Annotated in this window: 5 protein-coding genes; 3 read left to right on the plus strand and 2 right to left on the minus strand. The window is 62.4% G+C overall.

The window, feature by feature from the left end; all coding sequences use genetic code 11:
* The first annotated feature begins 25 nt into the window (after nt 1-25).
* Nucleotides 26-1198 (plus strand): MFS transporter, encoded by a 1173-nt coding sequence (locus OZ428_RS13940; protein ID WP_269133767.1) that lies wholly within the window; start codon nt 26-28, stop codon nt 1196-1198.
* Here the strand turns inward: OZ428_RS13940 and OZ428_RS13945 are convergent, their stop codons facing one another.
* Both OZ428_RS13945 and OZ428_RS13950 read right to left on the minus strand, forming a co-directional pair.
* Entirely contained in the window at nt 1199-1564 is a 366-nt protein-coding gene (locus OZ428_RS13945; RefSeq protein ID WP_269133768.1) for a type II toxin-antitoxin system HicB family antitoxin, read from the minus strand.
* Nucleotides 1561-1812 (minus strand): type II toxin-antitoxin system HicA family toxin, encoded by a 252-nt coding sequence (locus tag OZ428_RS13950; protein ID WP_038846635.1) that lies wholly within the window; start codon nt 1810-1812, stop codon nt 1561-1563. The genes OZ428_RS13945 and OZ428_RS13950 overlap by 4 nt, the downstream gene beginning before the upstream one ends.
* A gap of 209 nt (nt 1813-2021) precedes the next feature.
* Here OZ428_RS13950 and OZ428_RS13955 point away from each other — a divergent pair, with 209 nt between their 5' ends.
* Together OZ428_RS13955 and OZ428_RS13960 are read left to right on the plus strand one after the other, a co-directional pair.
* A complete protein-coding gene (locus OZ428_RS13955; RefSeq protein ID WP_269133769.1) occupies nt 2022-12977 on the plus strand; it encodes a non-ribosomal peptide synthetase in 10956 nt (3651 codons plus the stop codon).
* Nucleotides 12978-12980: 3 nt separating this feature from the next.
* On the plus strand, nt 12981-20762 hold the full coding sequence (locus tag OZ428_RS13960; RefSeq protein ID WP_330913691.1) for an amino acid adenylation domain-containing protein: 7782 nt from the start codon (nt 12981-12983) through the stop codon (nt 20760-20762).
* Nucleotides 20763-20764: the final 2 nt, after the last annotated feature.

Below are 20764 nucleotides of genomic sequence, written 5' to 3' on the forward strand. Positions count from 1 at the left end.
CTTTAGGACAGAAGGTTTCTGAGTCATGGCAAACCCTTACGCCGAGTTGTTCCAGGTTCCTGGCTCCCGGGCTTTTGTGCTGGCGGGCATGCTGGCGCGCATGCCGGTATCGATGACGGGGATCGGTTTGATCACCATGCTCTCGCAGGTGCACGGCGGCTATGGCCTGGCGGGCTCGGTCGCAGCGGTCTTTGCCTTGGCCACGGCGTTTTGTGCGCCGCAGGTGTCGCGGCTGGTGGACCAACACAGTCAGGGCCGAGTGCTGCCGATTGCCGCATTGATTGGCGGCGGCGCTTTATTGATGTTGCTGCTGTGTACCCGTTTGCAAGCACCGAACTGGCTGCTGTTCCTGTTTGCCGCTTTGGCGGGTTGCATGCCCAATATGTCGGCCATGGTGCGGGCACGCTGGACCGAGGTGTATCGGGGCCAACCCAAGCTGCAAACCGCGTTTGCCCTGGAATCGGTGCTGGACGAAGTGTGCTTCATCATCGGCCCGCCTATTTCGGTGGGGTTGAGCGTGGTGCTGTTTCCGGAGGCGGGGCCTTTGGTTGCTGCGTTGTTGCTGGCGGTGGGTGTTACCACCTTTGTGTTGCAGCGTGAGACCGAACCACCCGTGCATGCGCATCAGGGCCGCCACGGCCGCTGGCTGATTGCGTCACCCTCGGTGCTGATCCTGATGATCCTGTTGCTGGCCATGGGCGTGATTGTCGGCGTGGTGGATGTGGTCAGCGTCGCCTTTGCCCAGCATCAGGGCCAGCCGGCGGCGGCGAGCATCGTACTGTCGGTGTATGCCATCGGCTCATGCCTGGCGGGACTGGCGTTCGGTACACTTAAACTCAAGGCGCCGTTGCCCCGGCAGTTCCTGTTCTGCGGCGTGGCCACCGCGTTGACCACCTTGCCGTTGCTGCTGGTGACCAACATTCCTGGGCTCGCCGTGGCGATCTTTATCTCTGGGTTGTTCTTCGCCCCCACGTTGATCGTGTCCATGGCCCTGGTGGAGCAGATCGTACCCGCCAGCCGCTTGACCGAAGGCATGACCTGGCTGATCACCGGCCTCAGCATCGGTGTAGCTATCGGCGCCGCCAGTTCCGGCTGGATGATCGATCACTTTGGTGCCACCAGTGGTTTCTACGTAGCGCTGGTGGCGGGCGCGGTGGTGCTGGGGGCGGCAGTGTTGGGTTATCGGCGGTTGGGGTGATCAGCCAATCGCGGGACACGCGTCATCGCTGTGATGTTGTAAAAACTCATTCAATGCCTGGCGTGTCAGGTCATTGAGGGTCACCTTTTTACGGGTTGCCGCCAGGGCTGCCGCCAAGTGCAAGTCATGGCCGACCCGAACATTGAAGGAGCCTTTGCAAGGCTTCTCCGGGGTATGCCCGAGGGTTTGGCAAGTGGCGAGGTAGTCATCCACCGCCTCACGAAATGCAGCGTCCAGTTCAGCGACGGTTTTCCCTTCATAGCTCACCAGCGCCTTGATGAACAGAATCTTGCCGAACAGGCAGTTGTCTTCGACGCTGGCTTCGATGGAGCCGATGTAGCCCTTGTGTTTCAGTTGGTTGTTCACTGAATCAGTTCTCCTGATTTCAACTGTTCGATGATCTGGCGCCGAATGTAGTGTTTCAGTTCGTTGCCAGGGTGAGGCTTGTGCAAGGTGATCATTGCACTGGGGTCGCCGATGTCGAATTTGACCCGGCTTCCAGCCCCTTCAATCTGTGTGTAGCCCAGTCGACGCAGCAGCGTTACGAGCTCAGGCCAGGTAAATGCCATGTGCTCATTGAGCAGTTTGGCGAGCAGCTTTTCATTTTTGGACACGGCGTTCCCTGCGTGTAACTAAATGTAGTTGCAAAAAGTGGTGTTCGTCAATGCTAGCTCGGGTTCGGGTGTCTCTGCTGAGATTGATGTAACCCTTGATGACACCTCGCTCCACGCCTTCCACTCCCCGCTAATTTTTCCCTGTCCGGTTCGTTTTATAGGGACGACGTGCCTTTGTGCTTCCCGCCTATTGCTCCGGACTCCAAGAAATGAATGCTGAAGACTCCTTGAAACTTGCTCGCCGGTTTATCGGGTTGCCCCTGGAAAAACGCCAATTGTTCCTGCAGGCCTTGCAGAAAGAAGGGGTGGATTTTTCCCGGTTTCCGATTCCGGCAGGGGTGGAGGCGGAGGATCGCCAGGCGCTGTCCTACGCGCAGCAGCGCATGTGGTTTCTCTGGCAATTGGACCCGGCCAGTGGCGCCTACAACTTGCCGGGCGCGGTACGTCTCAAAGGCACGTTGAACCTGGGTGCGTTGGAACAGGCGTTTTCCAGCTTGGTTGCGCGCCACGAAACCCTGCGCACGGTATTCCAGCAACAGGCCGATGAGCGCCTATTGCAGGTCGCGACAGTAAAATCATTGGTCGTCGATCAACTCGACCTGAGCCACCTGTCTCCTGCTGAGCGCGAACAAGCCGTCAACGACGCCGCGATCCGTCAATCGCTGCTGCCGTTCGACCTGGAAAACGGCCCGTTGCTGCGCGTGCAATTGCTCACGCTCGACACGCAGGAACACGTGTTGCTGCTGACCCTGCATCACATCGTCTCCGACGGTTGGTCGATGAACGTGCTGATCGACGAGTTCATCCGCTGCTACGACGCCCATGAGCGCAATGAAACGCCGCAACTGCCGGCCTTGCCGATCCAGTACAGCGACTACGCCCTGTGGCAACGTCGCTGGTTGGAAGCGGGTGAGCAGGCTCGACAATTGGAGTACTGGCAAGCGCGCCTGGGCGATGAGCACCCGGTGCTGGAACTGCCCACGGATCGCCCACGTCCGGCCATGCCGAGCTACCAGGGCACGCGCCATAATTTCGCGATCGAACCCACGCTGGCCGCACAACTGCGTAGCTGCGCACAAAAGCGCAACGTTACCTTGTTCATGCTCTTGCTCGGTGCGTTCAACGTGCTGCTGCATCGCTATACCGGGCAGGGCGATATCCGCGTCGGCGTGCCAATCGCCAACCGCAACCGTACTGAAGTCGAAGGGCTGATCGGCTTTTTCGTCAATACCCAAGTGCTACGCACCGAGCTGACCGGGCAAACCCTTGTCACCGAGTTATTGCAAAGCATCAAGGAACACGCACTGGGCGCCCAGGCCCATCAGGAATTGCCGTTCGAGCGCCTGGTGGAAGCCCTCAAGGTAGAGCGCAGCCTCAGCCATACGCCGTTGTTCCAGGTCATGTACAACCACCAGCCGGTGGTGGCCGACATTGCGGGCGTCAGCACGGCCTCCGGCCTGGAGCTGGCGCTGGTGGAGTGGCAAGGCCGCACCACTCAGTTCGACCTGACCCTCGACACCTATGAAAAATCCGGCACCCTGCACGCCGCGTTGACCTACGCCAATGACCTGTTCGACGCGGCGTCCATCGAGCGCATGGCTGGGCATTGGATCCGTCTGTTGCAGGCCATGGTGGCCGACGGTGCGCAGCGCATCGGTGAGTTGCCGATGCTGGATGCGGATGAGCAGCAAGTGCTGGTCCACAGCTGGAACCAGACCGCCGAGGCGTACCCGATCGAGCGCGGCATCCATCACCTGATCGAAGACCAGGTACAGGCCACGCCCGACGCGCCAGCGCTGGTGTTCGGCGCCACAACGCTGACCTATGCCCAGCTTGATGCTCGCGCCAACCAGCTGGCCCATGCCTTGCGCGAGAAGGGCGTAGGTCCGGACGTTCTGGTCGGGATCTGCGTTGAGCGCTCGATTGAAATGGTGGTCGGCCTGCTGGCTATCCTCAAGGCAGGTGGAGCCTACGTCCCGTTGGACCCTGAGTATCCCCAGGAACGCCTGGCCTACATGATCGAAGACAGCGGCATTCAGTTGTTGCTCAGTCAACACAGTCTGTTGCCGTTGTTGCCTGTCGAAGGCATCCAGGTAATTGCCCTGGACCAGCCCGCCGACTGGCTTGATGGTTACAGCACCGAACCGGTAAACGTTACGCTTCACGCGCTGAACCTGGCCTACGTGATCTACACCTCCGGCTCCACCGGCAAGCCCAAGGGCGCCGGCAACAGCCATCGTGCGCTGGTCAACCGCCTGTGCTGGATGCAGCAAGCCTATGGCCTGGACGCCAGCGATGCGGTCCTGCAGAAAACCCCGTTCAGCTTCGACGTGTCGGTGTGGGAGTTCTTCTGGCCGCTGATGACCGGCGCACGCCTGGTGGTAGCAGCGCCCGGCGAGCATCGCGAACCGGCACGCCTGATCGAGACGATTGGGCAGCACGGCATCACCACGTTGCACTTTGTGCCGTCGATGCTCCAGGCGTTTATCCATGAGTCGGGCGTGCAGGCTTGCACGAGCCTGCGCCGCATCGTCTGCAGTGGCGAAGCCTTGCCGCTGGATGCGCAATTGCAAGTGTTTGCCAAGTTGCCCCAAGCCGGTCTGTTCAACCTGTACGGCCCAACCGAAGCCGCCATCGACGTCACCCATTGGACCTGCGTCGACGAAGGCGCCGACAGCGTGCCCATCGGCCGCCCCATCGCTAACCTCGGCACCTACGTGCTCGATGCCCAGCTCAACCCGGTTCCCGCTGGCGTCAGCGGCGAGCTGTACCTGGGCGGTATGGGTCTGGCCCGTAGTTACCATCTGCGTCCGGCACTCACCGCCGAACGTTTTGTACCGAGTCCCTTCGGCGACGGTGCGCGCCTGTACCGCACGGGCGACCGTGTGCGCCAACGGGGCGACGGAGTGATCGAATACCTCGGCCGCCTCGACCATCAGGTCAAACTGCGTGGCCTGCGTATCGAGCTGGGTGAAATCGAGACGCGCCTGATGCAACACCCCTCGGTGCGCGAGGCCGTGGTGCTGGTGCAAGGCGGCAAGCAGTTGGTGGCCTACCTGGTGCTGGAAGATCAAGCGCCGGTCGATCTCAAGGCCTGGCTGCTCAGCAGCCTGCCGGAGTACATGGTACCCACTCATATAATGTACTTGGCCAAGCTGCCGGTGACCGCCAATGGCAAGCTCGACCGCAAGGCCTTGCCGGTGCCGGATGCTGCGCCACAACAGGCTTATGTCGCACCGGAAAATGACCTGCAAAAAACACTGGCGACTATCTGGAGTGACGTACTGGGCGTCGAGCAGATCGGCCTGGAAGACAACTTTTTCGAGCTGGGCGGCGATTCTATCATCTCCATCCAGGTGGTCAGCCGTGCGCGCCAGGCCGGGATTCGCCTCAGTCCAAGGGACCTGTTCCAGTACCAGAGTGTGCGCACCCTGGCGCTGGTCGCGACCCGCGAGCAAGCGGCTATCATCGACCAAGGGCCAGTCACCGGCGAAGTCATTCTCACGCCCGTGCAACAGAGCTTTTTCGAGCAGGCGATTCCAGTGCGTCAGCATTGGAACCAGTCGCTGCTGCTGACGCCACGGGAAACCCTGGAACCTGCACGGCTTGAAGCGGCGTTGACCCAACTGATCAACCACCACGACGCCCTGCGCCTGCGGTTTGTGCAACAGGCTGACGGGTGGCGGCAAACCCATGCCGAGCCTGTGACCACGGCTGAAGTGTGGCAAACCCAAGTTGCTGATGACGCTGAATTGGCCGCACTCTGCGACGAAGCCCAGCGCAGTCTTGATCTTGAACAGGGCCCGTTGTTGCGTGCTGCCCTAGTGGCGATGGCCGACGGCTCCCAGCGCTTGCTGCTGGTGGTGCATCACCTGGCGGTAGACGGCGTATCGTGGCGCATTCTGCTCGAAGACCTGCAACAGGCCTACCGCAATGCCGCGTTGCCGGCCAAGACCAGCGCCTATCAACTGTGGGCGCAGCAGTTGCAGGCCCATGCGTTGACGCTGGACGAGCAACTGCCGTACTGGCAGGCCCAGACCACGAACGTCGATCTGCCGTGCGATAACCCCCAGGGTGGCCTGCAAAACCGCTTGGGCAGCAAAGTCGATATTCGCCTGAGTGCCGAACATACCCGTCAACTGCTGCAGGACGCGCCAGCGGCCTACCGCACCCAGGTCAACGACCTGCTGCTGACTGCCCTGGCGCGTGTCATCAGCCGCTGGAGCGAACAGCCTGCCGCGCTGATCCAGCTGGAAGGCCATGGCCGCGAAGACCTGTTCGACACGGTTGACCTGAGCCGCACTGTCGGCTGGTTCACCAGCCTGTTCCCGGTACGCCTGCAAGCCGATGGCGAGCTGTCGACTGCAATCAAATCGGTAAAAGAGCAACTGCGCGCCGTACCGCACAAGGGCATCGGCTACGGCCTGCTGCGCTATCTCGGGACGCCGGATGCCCGTGAGGCCCTGTCGAGCCTGGCTGTGCCACGCATCACCTTCAACTACCTGGGCCAGTTCGACCGCCAGTTCAACGAGTCGGCGCTGTTCGTTCCGGCTACCCAAGGCAGTGGGCAGGCCCAGGATCCCGAGGCGCCGCTGGCTAACTGGCTGACGGTGGAAGGGCAGGTGTATGGCGGTGAACTGGCGCTGCAATGGGGGTTCAGCCGTGAGATGTTCGATGTTGCGACGGTCCAGCGCCTGGCGGATGACTACGTGGCCGAACTCAAGGCCTTGATCAAGCATTGTTGCGACACGCCAGCAGGGCAAGTCACCCCTTCCGATTTTCCGTTGGCACGCCTGACCCAGTCGCAGTTGGACGCCTTGCCCATCGCCGGGCCAGCGATTGCCGATGTCTACCCGCTGTCGCCGATGCAGCAGGGTATGTTGTTCCATACGCTGTACGAGCCCGAGGCCGAGGCCTACATCAACCAGTTGCGCCTGGACATCGATGGTCTGGACTTGCTGGCATTCGGCCGTGCCTGGCAGGCCGCGCTGGACCGCCATGACATCCTGCGCAGCAGCTTCCACTGGCTCGGTCTGGAAAGCGCCCACCAGGTGATCCAACGCCAGGTGGATGTGCAGTTGCAAGTCATCGAAGACATCGACGCCGATTTCGATGCGCTCGCCGCTGCCGAACGCGGGAAAGGCTTTGTGCTGAATGCGGCGCCGCTGTTTCGCCTGATGCTGGTACGGGGTGCCGGCACCGCTTGGCATCTGATCTTCACCAGCCACCACATCCTCATGGACGGCTGGAGTAACGCCCAGTTGCTCGGCGAAGTCATCGCTCACTACGCCGGGCAACAGGTGCCGGCGCCGCAGGGGCAGTTCCGTGATTACCTGGGGTGGTTGCAGCAGCAAGCCTCAGGTGAAGCGTTCTGGAAAACCAGCCTGGCACCGTTGCAAACGCCGACCTTGCTGGCCCAGGCGCTGCGTGTACCGACCGAAGGCAAAGGAATGGCCGATCATCAGGTGGTGCTGGAGGGTGATTTCACGCAGGCCCTCGGTGAGTTTGCCCGCCGCCAGAAAGTCACCCTCAACACTGTGCTGCAAGGCGCTTGGAGCCTGTTGTTGCAACGCTATACCGGGCAAGACTGCGTGGCCTTTGGCGCCACTGTCGCAGGCCGCTCGGCGCCATTGCCGGGGATTGAGCAACAACTGGGCCTGTTCATCAACACGCTGCCCATCGTCAGCAGTGCCTCGCCCGCGCAGTCGGTTGCCGGCTGGCTGAGCGAACTGCAAGCCCTCAACCTGAGCCTACGCGACCACGAGCATGTGCCGCTGTATGACATCCAGGGTTGGGCGGGGCAACAGGGCAATGCGCTGTTCGACACCTTGCTGGTATTCGAAAACTTCCCGGTGGCCGAAGCCTTGAAACAAGGCGCGCCAGCCGGCCTGGTGTTCGGCCGCCTGCACAACCATGAACAGACCCACTATCCGCTGACCCTGGGGATCGAGCTGGGCGCCAGCCTGCGCCTGGAGTTTGGCTATGACCAAGCGCGTTTCAGCGCGCAGCAGGTCGCTCGACTGAGTGGCAACCTGCAACATCTGCTGGTTCAGATGCTCGCGGAGGCGCAGGCACCGCTTGGCAATCTGCGTCTGCTCGACGACGTAGCCCAGCGCGACATGCTCGCCCTCAGCCAGTCGCCAGGTGCTGCACAAAATGACCTGCGCGTACACGAACGTATCGCCGCCCAGGCTGTCGCCACGCCGGAGGCGCTGGCGGTACAAGCTGGCGATGCACGCTTGAGCTATGCACAGCTCAATGCTCACGCCAACCGTCTGGCCCATCGCCTGTTGGCGCTGGGCGTTGGGCCAGGCCAACGCGTCGGCCTGGCGGCTCGACGGGGTCCGCAATTGATTGTCAGCTTGCTCGCCGTGCTCAAAAGCGGCGCCGCCTATGTGCCGCTCGACCCGAGCTACCCGCTGGATCGCCTGACCTACATGCTGTCGGACAGCCGCCTCGATCTGCTGCTCAGCGAAATAGGGTTGCTTGCCGACCTGCCGCTGCCTCAAGGGCTGGAGCGTGTGGACTTCACCGCCTCCGGCACAGAGTTGGCAGACTACCCGTCGACCAATCCACTCAATCACACAAGCGCCGCTGACCTTGCTTATGTAATCTACACCTCCGGCTCCACTGGCCAGCCCAAAGGTGTGGCAATCGATCATGCCGCCCTCGGTCAATTCTGCGACAGCGCCGAGGCCTACAGCTGCTTGAGTGCTGCGGACCGCGTGCTGCAGTTCGCGACCTTCAGCTTCGACGGCTTCGTCGAGCAATGCTACCCACCCCTGTGTGTCGGCGCTGCGTTGATCATGCGCGGCGATGAGCTGTGGGACGCCGGGCAATTGGCCCGGGAAATCGTCGAGCAAGGCGTGACCTTGGCGGATTTGCCGGCTGCTTACTGGTACTTGCTCGCCAAGGAATGTGCTGTCGACCCACGCAGCCTAGGCAACCTGCGCCAGGTGCATGTGGGCGGCGAGGCAATGTCGGTGGAAGGGCTGCGCGCCTGGCACGCCGCTGGCCTGGGCGACGTGCGCCTGGTCAATACCTACGGGCCTACCGAGGCGACCGTGGTGTCCAGCGTGCACGACTGCCAGTTAGCGGACGCCAGCGATGCGTTTGGCGTGCCGATTGGCCGGGCGATCCAGGGGCGCTCCTTGTATGTGCTGGACAGCGGTTTCGACCTGTTGGCAACAGAGGGCGTTGGCGAATTGTGCATCGGCGCCGAACACGGCCTGGCCCAGCGCTATTTCGACCGTCCGGCGCTGACTGCTGAACGCTTCCTGCCGGACCCGTTTTCTGCCGTGCCGGGTTCGCGTCTGTACCGCAGCGGCGACCTGGCGCGTTACAACGCGGCGGGTGCGCTTGAGTACGTCGGGCGCATCGATCATCAAGTGAAGATCCGTGGTTTCCGCGTGGAAATGGGCGAGATCGAAGCCAGCCTGCAAGCCGTGCCGCAGTTGCGCGAAGCCGCCGTCATCGCGCAGTCGAGTGCGACGGGCACGCAATTGGTGGCGTACGTGGTGCCCGTCAATGGGCAGTCCCTGGACTTGCCCGCATTGGCCGCCACCTTGCGCCAGTCCCTGCCGGACTACATGGTGCCGGGGCATTGGGTCACCCTCGATGCGCTGCCATTGAACAACAACGGCAAGCTCGACCGTCGCGCGCTGCCGGCGCCAGACCTGAATCAAGCGCGCCAGGCCTATGCAGCCCCGCAAAATACCCTGCAAATGCAACTGGCCGCCATCTGGCAAGCCGTGTTGCAGGTGGAGCAGGTGGGGCTCCATGACCACTTCTTCGAGCGTGGCGGCCATTCCTTGCTCGCCACCCAAGTGGTCTCGCGGGTGCGCCATGACCTCAAGCTGGAAGTGCCTTTGCGCACGCTGTTCGAACAGCCGACGCTGGAAGCGTTCGCAGCCGCTTGCGCAGGGTTGCAGGCCACCACGGCACTGCCGCTTGTGGCGGTGACACGTGACCAGCCGCTGGCGCTGTCGTTTGCTCAGGAGCGTCAATGGTTCCTCTGGCAATTGGACCCGACCAGTGCGGCTTACCATGTTCCCAGCGCCCTGCGCCTCAAGGGGCTAGTGGACAAGGCTGCGTTGCAGAAGGCGTTTGATGCCCTGGTCGTGCGCCACGAAAGCCTGCGCACCCACTTCCACCAGGATGCGGAGCGCACGGTGCAAGTCATCAGTGCGTGTACACGCATCGAACTGGTGTCGGCCGATACTGACGAAGCGAGCCTTAAAGCCGAAGTTGAAGCGCGTATCGCTCAGCCATTTGACCTGCGCCAGGGCCCATTGATGCGGGTCAGCCTGTTGCGCCTGGCCCCGGATGAGCATGTGCTGGTGATCGTGCAGCATCACATTATTTCCGATGGCTGGTCGATGCAGGTCATGGTTGACGAACTGGTGCAGCTTTACACCGCCTACAGCCAAGGGCAGACGTTGCAATTACCGGCCATGTCGATCCAGTACGCCGACTATGCGCAGTGGCAGCGCACATGGATGGAGGCGGGGGAGAAGGCCCGCCAGCTTGACTACTGGTGCAAGGTGCTCGGCGGCGAGCAACCGGTGCTGGAGTTGCCGTTCGACCACCAGCGCCCGGCGGCGCCGACCCATCGGGGCGCTCGCCTGAATATTGCACTGCCGACCACGCTGGTCGACAGCCTCAAGGCCCTGGCTCAGCGCGAAGGTGTGACCCTGTTCATGGTGCTGCTGGCTTCGTACCAGTCGTTGTTGCATCGCTACAGCGGCCAGCAGGACATTCGCGTCGGCGTGCCGATTGCCAACCGTAACCGTGTCGAGACCGAGCGGCTGATCGGCTTCTTTGTCAATACCCAGGTGCTCAAGGCTGATGTCGACGGCCAGACCACCGTTCGCCAGCTACTGACCCAGGTCAAACAGCGCGCACTGGAAGCCCAGGCGCATCAGGACCTGCCGTTCGAGCAACTGGTCGAGGCCCTGCAACCCGAGCGCAGCCTGAGCTTGAGCCCCTTGTTCCAGGTTGCGTTCAACCACCACATCAGCCAGGCCGGCGAGCATTTGCAGCGCCTGGCGCAGCTGGACATGAGCCCGGTGAGCTGGGATGAAACAGCCGCGCATTTCGATCTGATCCTGGACATCGAGGAGTCCGGGAAACAGCTCGGCGTATCGCTGAGTTATGCCACCGATCTGTTTGCCCCGGCGACCATCGCGCGCATGGCCGGCCATTGGCAGAACCTGTTGCAGGCGATGGTTGCTGATCAACAACAGCCCATCAGCCAATTGAACCTGCTGGGCCAGGATGAGCAGCAGCACATTCTGCAACTGTGGAACCAGACTGATGCCGGCTTCTCGGCCAAGCGTCTTGTGCATGAGTTGGTGGCTGACCGCGCCAGGGAAACCCCCGATGCGGTCGCTGTGAAATTCGACGCGCAAACCCTGAGCTATGCCGAGCTGGACCGCCAGGCCAACCGCCTGGCCCATGCGCTGATCGCCCGTGGTGTCGGCCCGGAAGTGCGCGTGGCCATCGCCATGTCGCGCAGTGCCGAAATCATGGTGGCGTTCCTGGCGGTGATGAAAGCCGGTGGCGTGTATGTACCGCTGGACATCGAATACCCGCGTGACCGCCTGCTGTACATGATGCAGGACAGCCGCGCGAAGCTGTTGCTGACCCATAGCAGCGCGTTGCAGCAACTGCCGATTCCCGAAGGACTGAGCACATTGGCGATTGATCGCACCGAGGGCTGGGCGGATTACCGCGACACTGCACCGGACGTGAAGCTGGACGGCGATAACCTCGCCTACGTGATCTACACCTCCGGCTCCACCGGCCTGCCCAAGGGTGTGGCGGTGTCCCACGGCCCGTTGGTGGCACACATCATCGCCACTGGCGAGCGTTATGAAACCAGCCCGTCTGACTGCGAACTGCACTTCATGTCGTTCGCCTTCGACGGCTCCCACGAAGGCTGGATGCACCCGTTGATCAACGGCGCCAGCGTGTTGATCCGTGATGACAGCCTGTGGCTGCCGGAGTACACCTACGAACAGATGCATCGTCACAACGTGACCATGGCGGTGTTCCCGCCGGTGTACCTGCAACAGCTGGCCGAACATGCCGAGCGCGACGGCAACCCACCCAAAGTGCGTGTGTACTGCTTTGGAGGTGACGCGGTTGCGCAGGCCAGCTATGACCTGGCCTGGCGCGCGCTTAAACCGACCTACCTGTTCAATGGCTACGGCCCGACCGAAACCGTGGTCACGCCGTTGCTGTGGAAGGCACACCGGGCCGATCCGTGTGGGGCCGTCTACGCTCCGATCGGTACGTTATTGGGCAACCGCAGCGGCTACGTGCTGGATTCGCAACTCAATCTGCAACCTGTCGGCGTGGCCGGCGAGTTGTATCTGGGCGGCGAGGGCGTGGCCCGAGGGTATCTGGAGCGTCCGGCACTGACGGCGGAACGCTTTGTACCGGATCCGTTCGGCAAGCCGGGCAGCCGTGTGTATCGCAGCGGCGACCTGACCCGTGGTCGTCCGGACGGGGTGGTGGATTACCTTGGACGTGTCGACCATCAGGTGAAGATCCGTGGTTTCCGTATCGAACTGGGCGAGATCGAAGCGCGCCTGCGTGAACAGGACAACGTTGGTGAAACCGTGGTGGTCGCCCAGGACGGTCCGACTGGCAAACAACTGGTGGCCTACGTGGTGCCGGCCGATGCCAACCTGGACGGCCAAACCGAGTTCCGCGACAGCCTGCGCCGTGCCCTGAAGGCCCGTCTGCCGGACTACATGGTCCCGGCGCACTTCATGTTCCTCGCCCAAATGCCATTGACGCCCAACGGCAAGCTCGACCGCAAGGGCCTGCCTGAACCGGATGCGAGCCTGCTGCAACAGGCCTACGTGGCCCCCGAAACCGAACTGGAACAGCAGATCGCGGCGATTTGGGCCGACATATTGCGTCTGCCGCAGGTCGGTCTGAACGACAACTTCTTTGAAGTGGGCGGCCATTCCCTGCTGGCGATCCAGATCACTTCGCGGGTCCAGGCCGAACTGGGCCTGGAAGTGCCGTTGGTGGAAGTATTCCAGACCGAAACCCTGCGCGCCTATGTACAGGCAGCCGCCACCTTCCGTGCCGGCAGCGCGGAAGATTTTGATGATCTTCGTGACTTTTTAAGCGAACTAGAGGCGATTTGACCCATGCTTTCCAACCCAAACATCGATCTGGTTTCGCGCTTTCTTCGTCTGCCTCTGGAGCAGCGCCAGCAGTTTTTTCAGCGCCTGCAAAGCCGGGGCATGAGCTTCGCCCAACTGCCGATTGCCTCAATCCGCGAGGACGGCCAGCCTCTGCCATTGTCCTATGCCCAGGAGCGCCAGTGGTTTCTATGGCAATTAGACCCGGACAGTGCCGCCTATCATGTCCCCGGTGCGCTGCGCCTGAGCGGGCGCCTGGACAAGGCGGCCTTGCAACGCAGTTTCGACACCCTGGTGGCACGTCATGAGAGCCTGCGCACCCGACTGCATCTGGAGGGTGAGCAGCGTGCCCAGGAAGTGCTCGCCCATGCCGCCCTCGAGATCACCGAAAACACGGTTGACGAGGCCAACCTCAAGGCATCGGTAGAAGCTGAAATCGCCCGTCCCTTCGACTTGCAGCAAGGCCCGTTGCTACGCGTCAGCTTGTTCGCACTGAGTGAAGAGGAACACGTGCTGGTCCTGGTGCAACACCATATCGTCTCCGACGGTTGGTCGATGGGCGTGATGGTGCAAGAGCTGATGCAGCTCTACGCCGGCTATAGCCAGGGGCAGGACTGTGTGTTGGCGCCGCTGCCGATCCAGTACGCCGACTATGCGCTGTGGCAACGCCGTTGGATGGAAGCGGGGGAGAAGGCCCGCCAATTGACGTATTGGCGTGAACTGCTCAGCGGCACGCAGCCGGTGCTGGAACTGCCGTTCGACCAACCGCGCCCGGCGCAACAGAGCTTTCGTGGCGCGCGTCAGGACATTGCCTTGGAGCCGGCATTGGTCGAGGGGTTGAAAGCCCTGGCTCAACGCGAAGGCGTGACCATGTTCATGCTGTTGCTGGCCTCGTTCCAGGCGTTTCTGTACCGCTACAGCGGCCAGCCGGATATTCGCGTCGGCGTGCCGATTGCCAACCGCAACCGTGTCGAGACCGAATCGCTGATCGGCTTCTTCGTCAACACGCAAGTGCTCAAGGCCGACCTCGATGGTCAGATGAGCTTTGCCCAGTTGCTGCAGCACACCAAGCGCCGCGCGCTGGAAGCCCAGGCCCACCAGGACCTGCCTTTCGAACAACTGGTGGAAGCGCTGCAACCCGAGCGCAGCCTGAGCCATAACCCACTGTTCCAGGTGATGTTCAACCACCAGGCCCGTTCGCATTCCACAGCACAGCAACTGCCTGGCCTGAGCGTGGCCAACCTGGAGTTGGACAGCCACAGTGCTCAGTTCGACCTGAGCCTGGATACCCAGGAAAGCGGCGAGGGCATCTGGGCCTCGTTGACCTATGCCACTGACCTGTTCAGCGCTGCGACTGTCACGCGCATGGGTGAGCATTGGCTGAGCCTGCTGCGTGACGCGGTGGCGAACAGCGCGTTGCCTTTGCAGGACCTGGCGACACTCAACGCCCATGAGCGCGAGCAAATCCTCTGTCAGTGGAACGCCACCGAGCGCGACTATCCGCAAGGGCAGTGGGTGCATCAGTTGATCGAGGCCCAGGCGCTGGCGCAGCCGGAAGCACTGGCGCTGTGTTTCAACGACTTGTCCCTGAACTACGCCCAATTGAATAGCCGCGCCAACCGCCTGGCCCATCGCCTGATGGAAGCCGGCGTTGGGCCGGACGTACTGGTGGGGCTGGCCGTGGAGCGCTCCATCGACATGGTGGTCGGCCTGCTTGCCGTGCTCAAGGCCAGTGGCGCCTATGTGCCGCTGGACCCGGAATACCCGCGTGAGCGCTTGGCCTACATGCTGGAAGACAGTGGCGTGAAACTGCTGCTGACCCAGGCGCATCTGCGTGAACAGTTGCCGATTCCCCAAGGCCTGGAAACCCTGGTGTTGGGTGAGTCCGATTACGCCGGCTACAGCGACGCCAACCCAGGTATTCCCCTGGATGGCGAAAACCTGGCCTATGTGATCTATACCTCGGGCTCCACCGGCCAGCCTAAAGGCGCGGGCAACCGTCATTCGGCGTTGCTCAACCGCTTGCACTGGATGCAGGAAGCCTATGGCCTGGGCGCCAGCGACACGGTGCTGCAAAAGACCCCGTTCAGCTTCGACGTGTCGGTGTGGGAGTTTTTCTGGCCGCTGATGACCGGCGCGCGCCTGGTGGTCGCCGCGCCGGGTGATCACCGTGATCCGGCCAAGCTGATCAACCTGATCAATCAACAACAGGTCACCACGCTGCACTTTGTGCCGTCGATGTTGCAGGCCTTCCTGCAGGATCCGGCAGTGTCGACCTGCCAGAGCTTGCAACGCATCGTGTGCAGCGGCGAAGCCTTGCCGGTGGATGCCCAGCAGCAGGTCTTCGCCAAGCTGCCGCACGCCGGGCTCTTCAACCTGTACGGCCCGACCGAAGCGGCCATTGACGTGACCCACTGGACTTGCGTGGACGAAGGCCACGATGCGGTGCCGATCGGCCGTCCGATTGCCAACCTTGGCTGCTACATCCTTGACAACAACTTTGAGCCGGTGCCGGTCGGTGTACTGGGCGAGTTGTACCTGGGCGGTATCGGTCTGGCGCGGGGTTACCACCGCCGTCCGGCACTCACCGCCGAACGTTTTGTCGCCCACCCGTTCGTCAAGGGCGAGCGCCTGTACCGCACCGGCGACCTGGCGCGCTACCGCGACAACGGCGTGATCGAATACGCCGGGCGTATCGACCATCAGGTCAAATTGCGCGGCCTGCGCATCGAACTGGGCGAAATCGAAGCGCGCCTGCTGGAACACGACTGGGTACGTGAGGCCGCTGTGCTGGCGGTCGACGGCAAATACCTGGTGGGTTACCTGGTGCTGCAAAACGCCGGTGATGACTGGCGCGACGCGCTGGGCGCGCACCTGGGTCAACATCTACCGGACTACATGGTGCCCGCACAATGGATGGTGCTGGAACAGATGCCCCTGAGCCCCAACGGCAAACTGGACCGCAAGGCGCTGCCCAAACCCGAAGCCACTCAGCCGTACGAAGCGCCGCAAAGTGCGCTGGAGCAACAGATCGCCGCGATTTGGGCCGACGTGCTGGGCGTTGAGCAGGTAGGTTTGAACGACAACTTCTTCGAGCGTGGCGGTGATTCGATCATCTCCATCCAAGTGGTCAGCCGCGCTCGGGCGGCCGGTATTCATTTCACCGCGAAGGCGCTGTTCCAGCACCAGACGGTGCGCAGCCTGGCCCGCGTGGCGCAATTGCAGACGGCACAGGTGATCGACCAGGGCCCGGTGCAGGGCGAGACGCCGCTGCTGCCGTTCCAGCAACTGTTCTTCGACATGGACCTGCCGGACCGTCATCACTGGAACCAGTCGTTGTTGCTCACCCCGCGCGAGACCCTTCTTGCGCAACCGTTGGACGTTGCGCTGCAAGCACTCATCCAACACCACGACGTGCTGCGCCTGAGTTTCAGCCAGCAAGCCGAAGGCTGGACCGCGCGGCATGATGCGCAACCTGCAACGCTGTTATGGCAGGCCAGCGTGCAGGACGCCGCCGAACTGCAAGCGCTGTGCGAACGCGCCCAGCGCAGCCTCGACCTGCAACAAGGCGCATTGTTGCGTGCGGTACTTGCAGACATGGCTGACGGCTCACAGCGCCTGCTGTTGGTCATGCACCACCTGGTGGTGGACGGCGTGTCCTGGCGGGTGTTCCTTGAAGACCTGCAAAGCCTGTATCGCCAGCAGAAATTGCCGGCAAAAACCTCTTCGTTCAAGACCTGGGCCGAGCGTTTGCAGGCGCATGCCCGCAGCGAATCGATCGAGCCGGAAAAAGCCTTCTGGCTGCAACAGCTTCAAGGCGTGCCGACAGATTTGCCCTGCCGTGATCCGCAAGGCGCACGTCCGGGCCGCCTGGCCCAGACGGTGGTCAGCCAACTGGATGCCGAGCGAACTCGGCAATTGCTGCAACAGGCGCCCACGGCGTATCGCACTCAGATCAACGACCTGCTGCTGACCGCCTTGGCACGCGTCATCTGCCAATGGACCGGGCAAGCCTCCAGCCTGATCCAGCTGGAAGGCCATGGCCGTGAAGACCTGTTCGACGACATCGACCTGACCCGCACCCTGGGTTGGTTCACCAGCCTGTTCCCGGTGCGCCTGACCCCGGCCGAATCCCTGGCTGCCTCGATCAAGCAAGTCAAGGAGCAACTGCGTGCCGTGCCTGACAAAGGCCTGGGTTTCGGCGCGCTGCGCTACTTGGGCGACGACGCCACGCGTCAGGCGTTCAACGCGTTGCCGGTGCCGCGCATTACCTTCAACTACCTGGGCCAGTTCGATGGCAGTTTTGACCAGCCGGACGGCCTGTTCACACCGGCTTCGGAAAACGCCGGCGCCGAACAGAGCCCGGATGCGCCACTGGGCAACTGGTTGACCCTGAACGGCCAGGTGTACGGCGGCGAACTGCACATGGGGTGGACGTTCAGCCCGCTGATGTTCGACGCATCGCAGATCGAAGCCTTGAGCCAGGCCTTCACCCGCGAACTGACCGCATTGGTTGAACACTGCTGCACCCCTGGCAATAGCGGCGTGACGGCCTCCGACTTCCCGTTGTCGCGCCTGAACCAGCAGCAGTTGGAATCCCTGCCGCTGGCCGCCGACGCCGTTGAAGACATCTACACCCTGTCGCCCATGCAGCAGGGCATGTTGTTCCACACCCTGTACGAACAGGCGGCCGGCGACTACATCAACCAGATCCGCGTGACGGCCGATGGATTGGACGTGGCGCGGTTCCAGCAGGCCTGGGATGCCACAGTGCAAGCCCATGACGTACTGCGCAGCGGGTTCTTCTGGGAAGGCCAGCTGGAATGGCCTTGCCAGGTGGTCTACCGCGAGGCCCGTTTGGTCATCGAACACCTCGATTGGCGCGCCATGCCGGAGCGCGAACTGGAGTTGCAGAACCTTCAGGAAGCTCAACGTCGCCAGGGTTTTGACCTGGCCAAGGCACCCCTTGTGCGCCTGGTACTGGTGCGTACCGAGGAGCAACGCCACGAACTGATCTACACCAGCCATCACATCTTGATGGATGGCTGGAGCAATTCGCGGCTGTTCGGCGAAGTGCTGCAACGTTATGCCGGTGTCGCGGTGCCTGAAGCGGCCGGGCGTTATCGCGACTACATCGGCTGGCTGCAGCAGCGTGATGGCGCAGCGACTGAAGCGTTCTGGCGTGAGCAACTGAGCGTTCTGCAAGCACCCACGCGCCTGGGCAGCAGCCAGCCGATGGCGGCGGACGGGCATGGCGAGCATCAGCTCAACCTGGATCGCGCGCTGACTGAACGGCTTGAAGCCTTCGCGCGCAATCACAAGGTCACGCTCAACACCCTGATCCAGGCAGCTTGGCTGGTCCTGTTGCAGCGCCATAGCGGGCAGTCGGTGGTGTCCTTCGGTGCCACCGTGGCCGGTCGCCCGGCAGAGTTGGCGGGGGTGGAGCAGCAGATCGGCCTGTTCATCAACACCCTGCCGGTGATCTGTGCGGTGGATGCCCAGCAGACCGTGGTCGACTGGCTGCAAGCGGTACAGGCGCAGAACCTGGCGTTGCGTGAGCATGAACATACCGGGCTGTACGATATCCAGCGCTGGGCCGGGCAGGGCGGTGAGGCCTTGTTCGATAACATTCTGGTGTTCGAAAACTACCCGGTGTCCAAGGCCCTGGAGCAGAGCGGCGGCAGCGGGATCCGTTTCGGCCGGCCGGATTCACGCGAGCAGACCAACTTCCCGCTGACGGTGCTGGTGGACGTGGCTGACACCCTGTCGGTGCAATTCAGTTTTACCCGTGCGCATTTCGCGGCAAGCACGGTGCAAACCTACGGCCGCCATCTGGTCAACCTGCTGCAAGCCATGCTCGACGACGACCAACAACGCCTGGGCGACCTGGCGATGTTGGAGGTGGCGGAACGCCAACAAGTGGTCGTTGACTGGAACGCCACGGCGCGGGATTACCCGTTGCAGCACTGTGTGCATCAACTGATCGAGCAGCAGGCGGCGCGCACGCCGCACGCCCCGGCATTGGTATTTGCCGAGCAGCGCTTGAGCTACGCCGAGCTGAACCGCCGAGCCAACCGCCTGGCGCATCGTTTGATCGAAGCGGGTGTGGGCCCGGACGTGCTGGTGGGCCTGGCCTTGGAGCGTTCCATCGAAATGGTGGTCGGTCTACTCGCCGTACTCAAGGCCGGTGGCGCCTATGTGCCGCTGGACCCGGAATACCCGCGTGATCGCCTGGCCTACATGCTCGACGACAGCGGTGTGAAACTGCTGTTGACCCAGGCACATTTGCTTGAGCAACTGCCGATTCCGCAAGGCTTGGATAGCCTGGTGCTGGGTGAAGCCACATTCGAAGGCTACAGCGACGCCAATCCTGAAATTGAGGTGCATGGCGAAAACCTCGCCTACGTGATCTACACCTCAGGCTCCACCGGCCAACCCAAAGGCGCCGGCAACCGTCATTCGGCCCTGGCCAACCGCCTGCACTGGATGCAGGAGGCTTATGGCCTGGACGTCAGCGACACGGTGTTGCAAAAGACCCCGTTCAGCTTCGACGTATCGGTGTGGGAGTTCTTCTGGCCGCTGATGACCGGCTCGCGCCTGGTGGTGGCCGTGCCGGGGGATCACCGGGATCCGGCGAAGTTGATCAAGCTGATCAACCAAGAGCAGGTCACCACACTGCACTTTGTGCCGTCGATGTTGCAGGCCTTCCTGCAAGACCCGACGGTGGCGACCTGTCACACCCTGCACCGCATCGTGTGCAGCGGCGAAGCCTTGCCGGTGGATGCCCAGCAGCAGGTGTTCGCCAAGTTGCCCCAGGCCGGGCTCTACAACCTGTACGGCCCGACCGAAGCCGCCATCGACGTGACCCACTGGACCTGTGTCGATGAAGGCCGCGATGCGGTGCCTATAGGCCGCCCGATTGCCAACCTCGGTTGCTACATTCTCGACAGCAACTTCGAACCTGTCCCCGTCGGTGTGCTGGGTGAGTTGTACCTGGGCGGCATCGGCCTGGCGCGAGGTTACCATCGCCGTCCGGCACTGACTGCCGAGCGTTTTGTTGCCCACCCGTTCGTCAAGGGCGAGCGCCTGTACCGCACGGGCGACCTGGCGCGCTACCGCGAAGACGGTGTGATCGAGTACGCCGGGCGTATCGACCATCAGGTCAAGCTACGTGGCCTGCGCATCGAGTTGGGCGAAATCGAAGCGCGCCTGCTGGAGCACGACTGGGTGCGGGAGACCGCTGTGCTGGCGATCGACGGCAAATATCTGGTGGGCTACCTGGTGCTGCAAAACGCCGCTGACGATTGGCGCGATGTGTTGAGCGCCCACCTGGCGCAACAGCTGCCGGACTATATGGTCCCGGCCCAGTGGATGCTGCTGGAGCAGATGCCCCTGAGCCCCAACGGCAAGCTGGACCGCAAGGCCCTGCCGAAAGCGGACACCAGTTTGCAGGCCCGGGAATACGTCGCCCCGAACAGCGAGCTGGAGCAGCAGATCGCCGCCATCTGGGCCGAAGTGCTGGACGTGGAACGTGTAGGCCTGCACGACAACTTCTTCGAGCTGGGCGGGCATTCGCTGTTGGCCACCCAGGTGGTGGTGCGCCTGCGCGAGCAGTTGCACGCCGAATTCGACGTCAAATCGATCTTCACCACCCCGACCCTGGCCGAGTTCAGTGCCCATGTAGCGGCCCAGCAGACAAATAATTCGCCGGTGCAGGACGCATTGGCTAAATCCTTGGAGGCCCTCAAACGTCTATCAGCAGAAGATTTGGATAAATTGATTTCCTGAGG

Source organism: Pseudomonas sp. GXZC (genome assembly GCF_026967615.1).
Taxonomy (GTDB): domain Bacteria; phylum Pseudomonadota; class Gammaproteobacteria; order Pseudomonadales; family Pseudomonadaceae; genus Aquipseudomonas; species Aquipseudomonas azotoformans_A.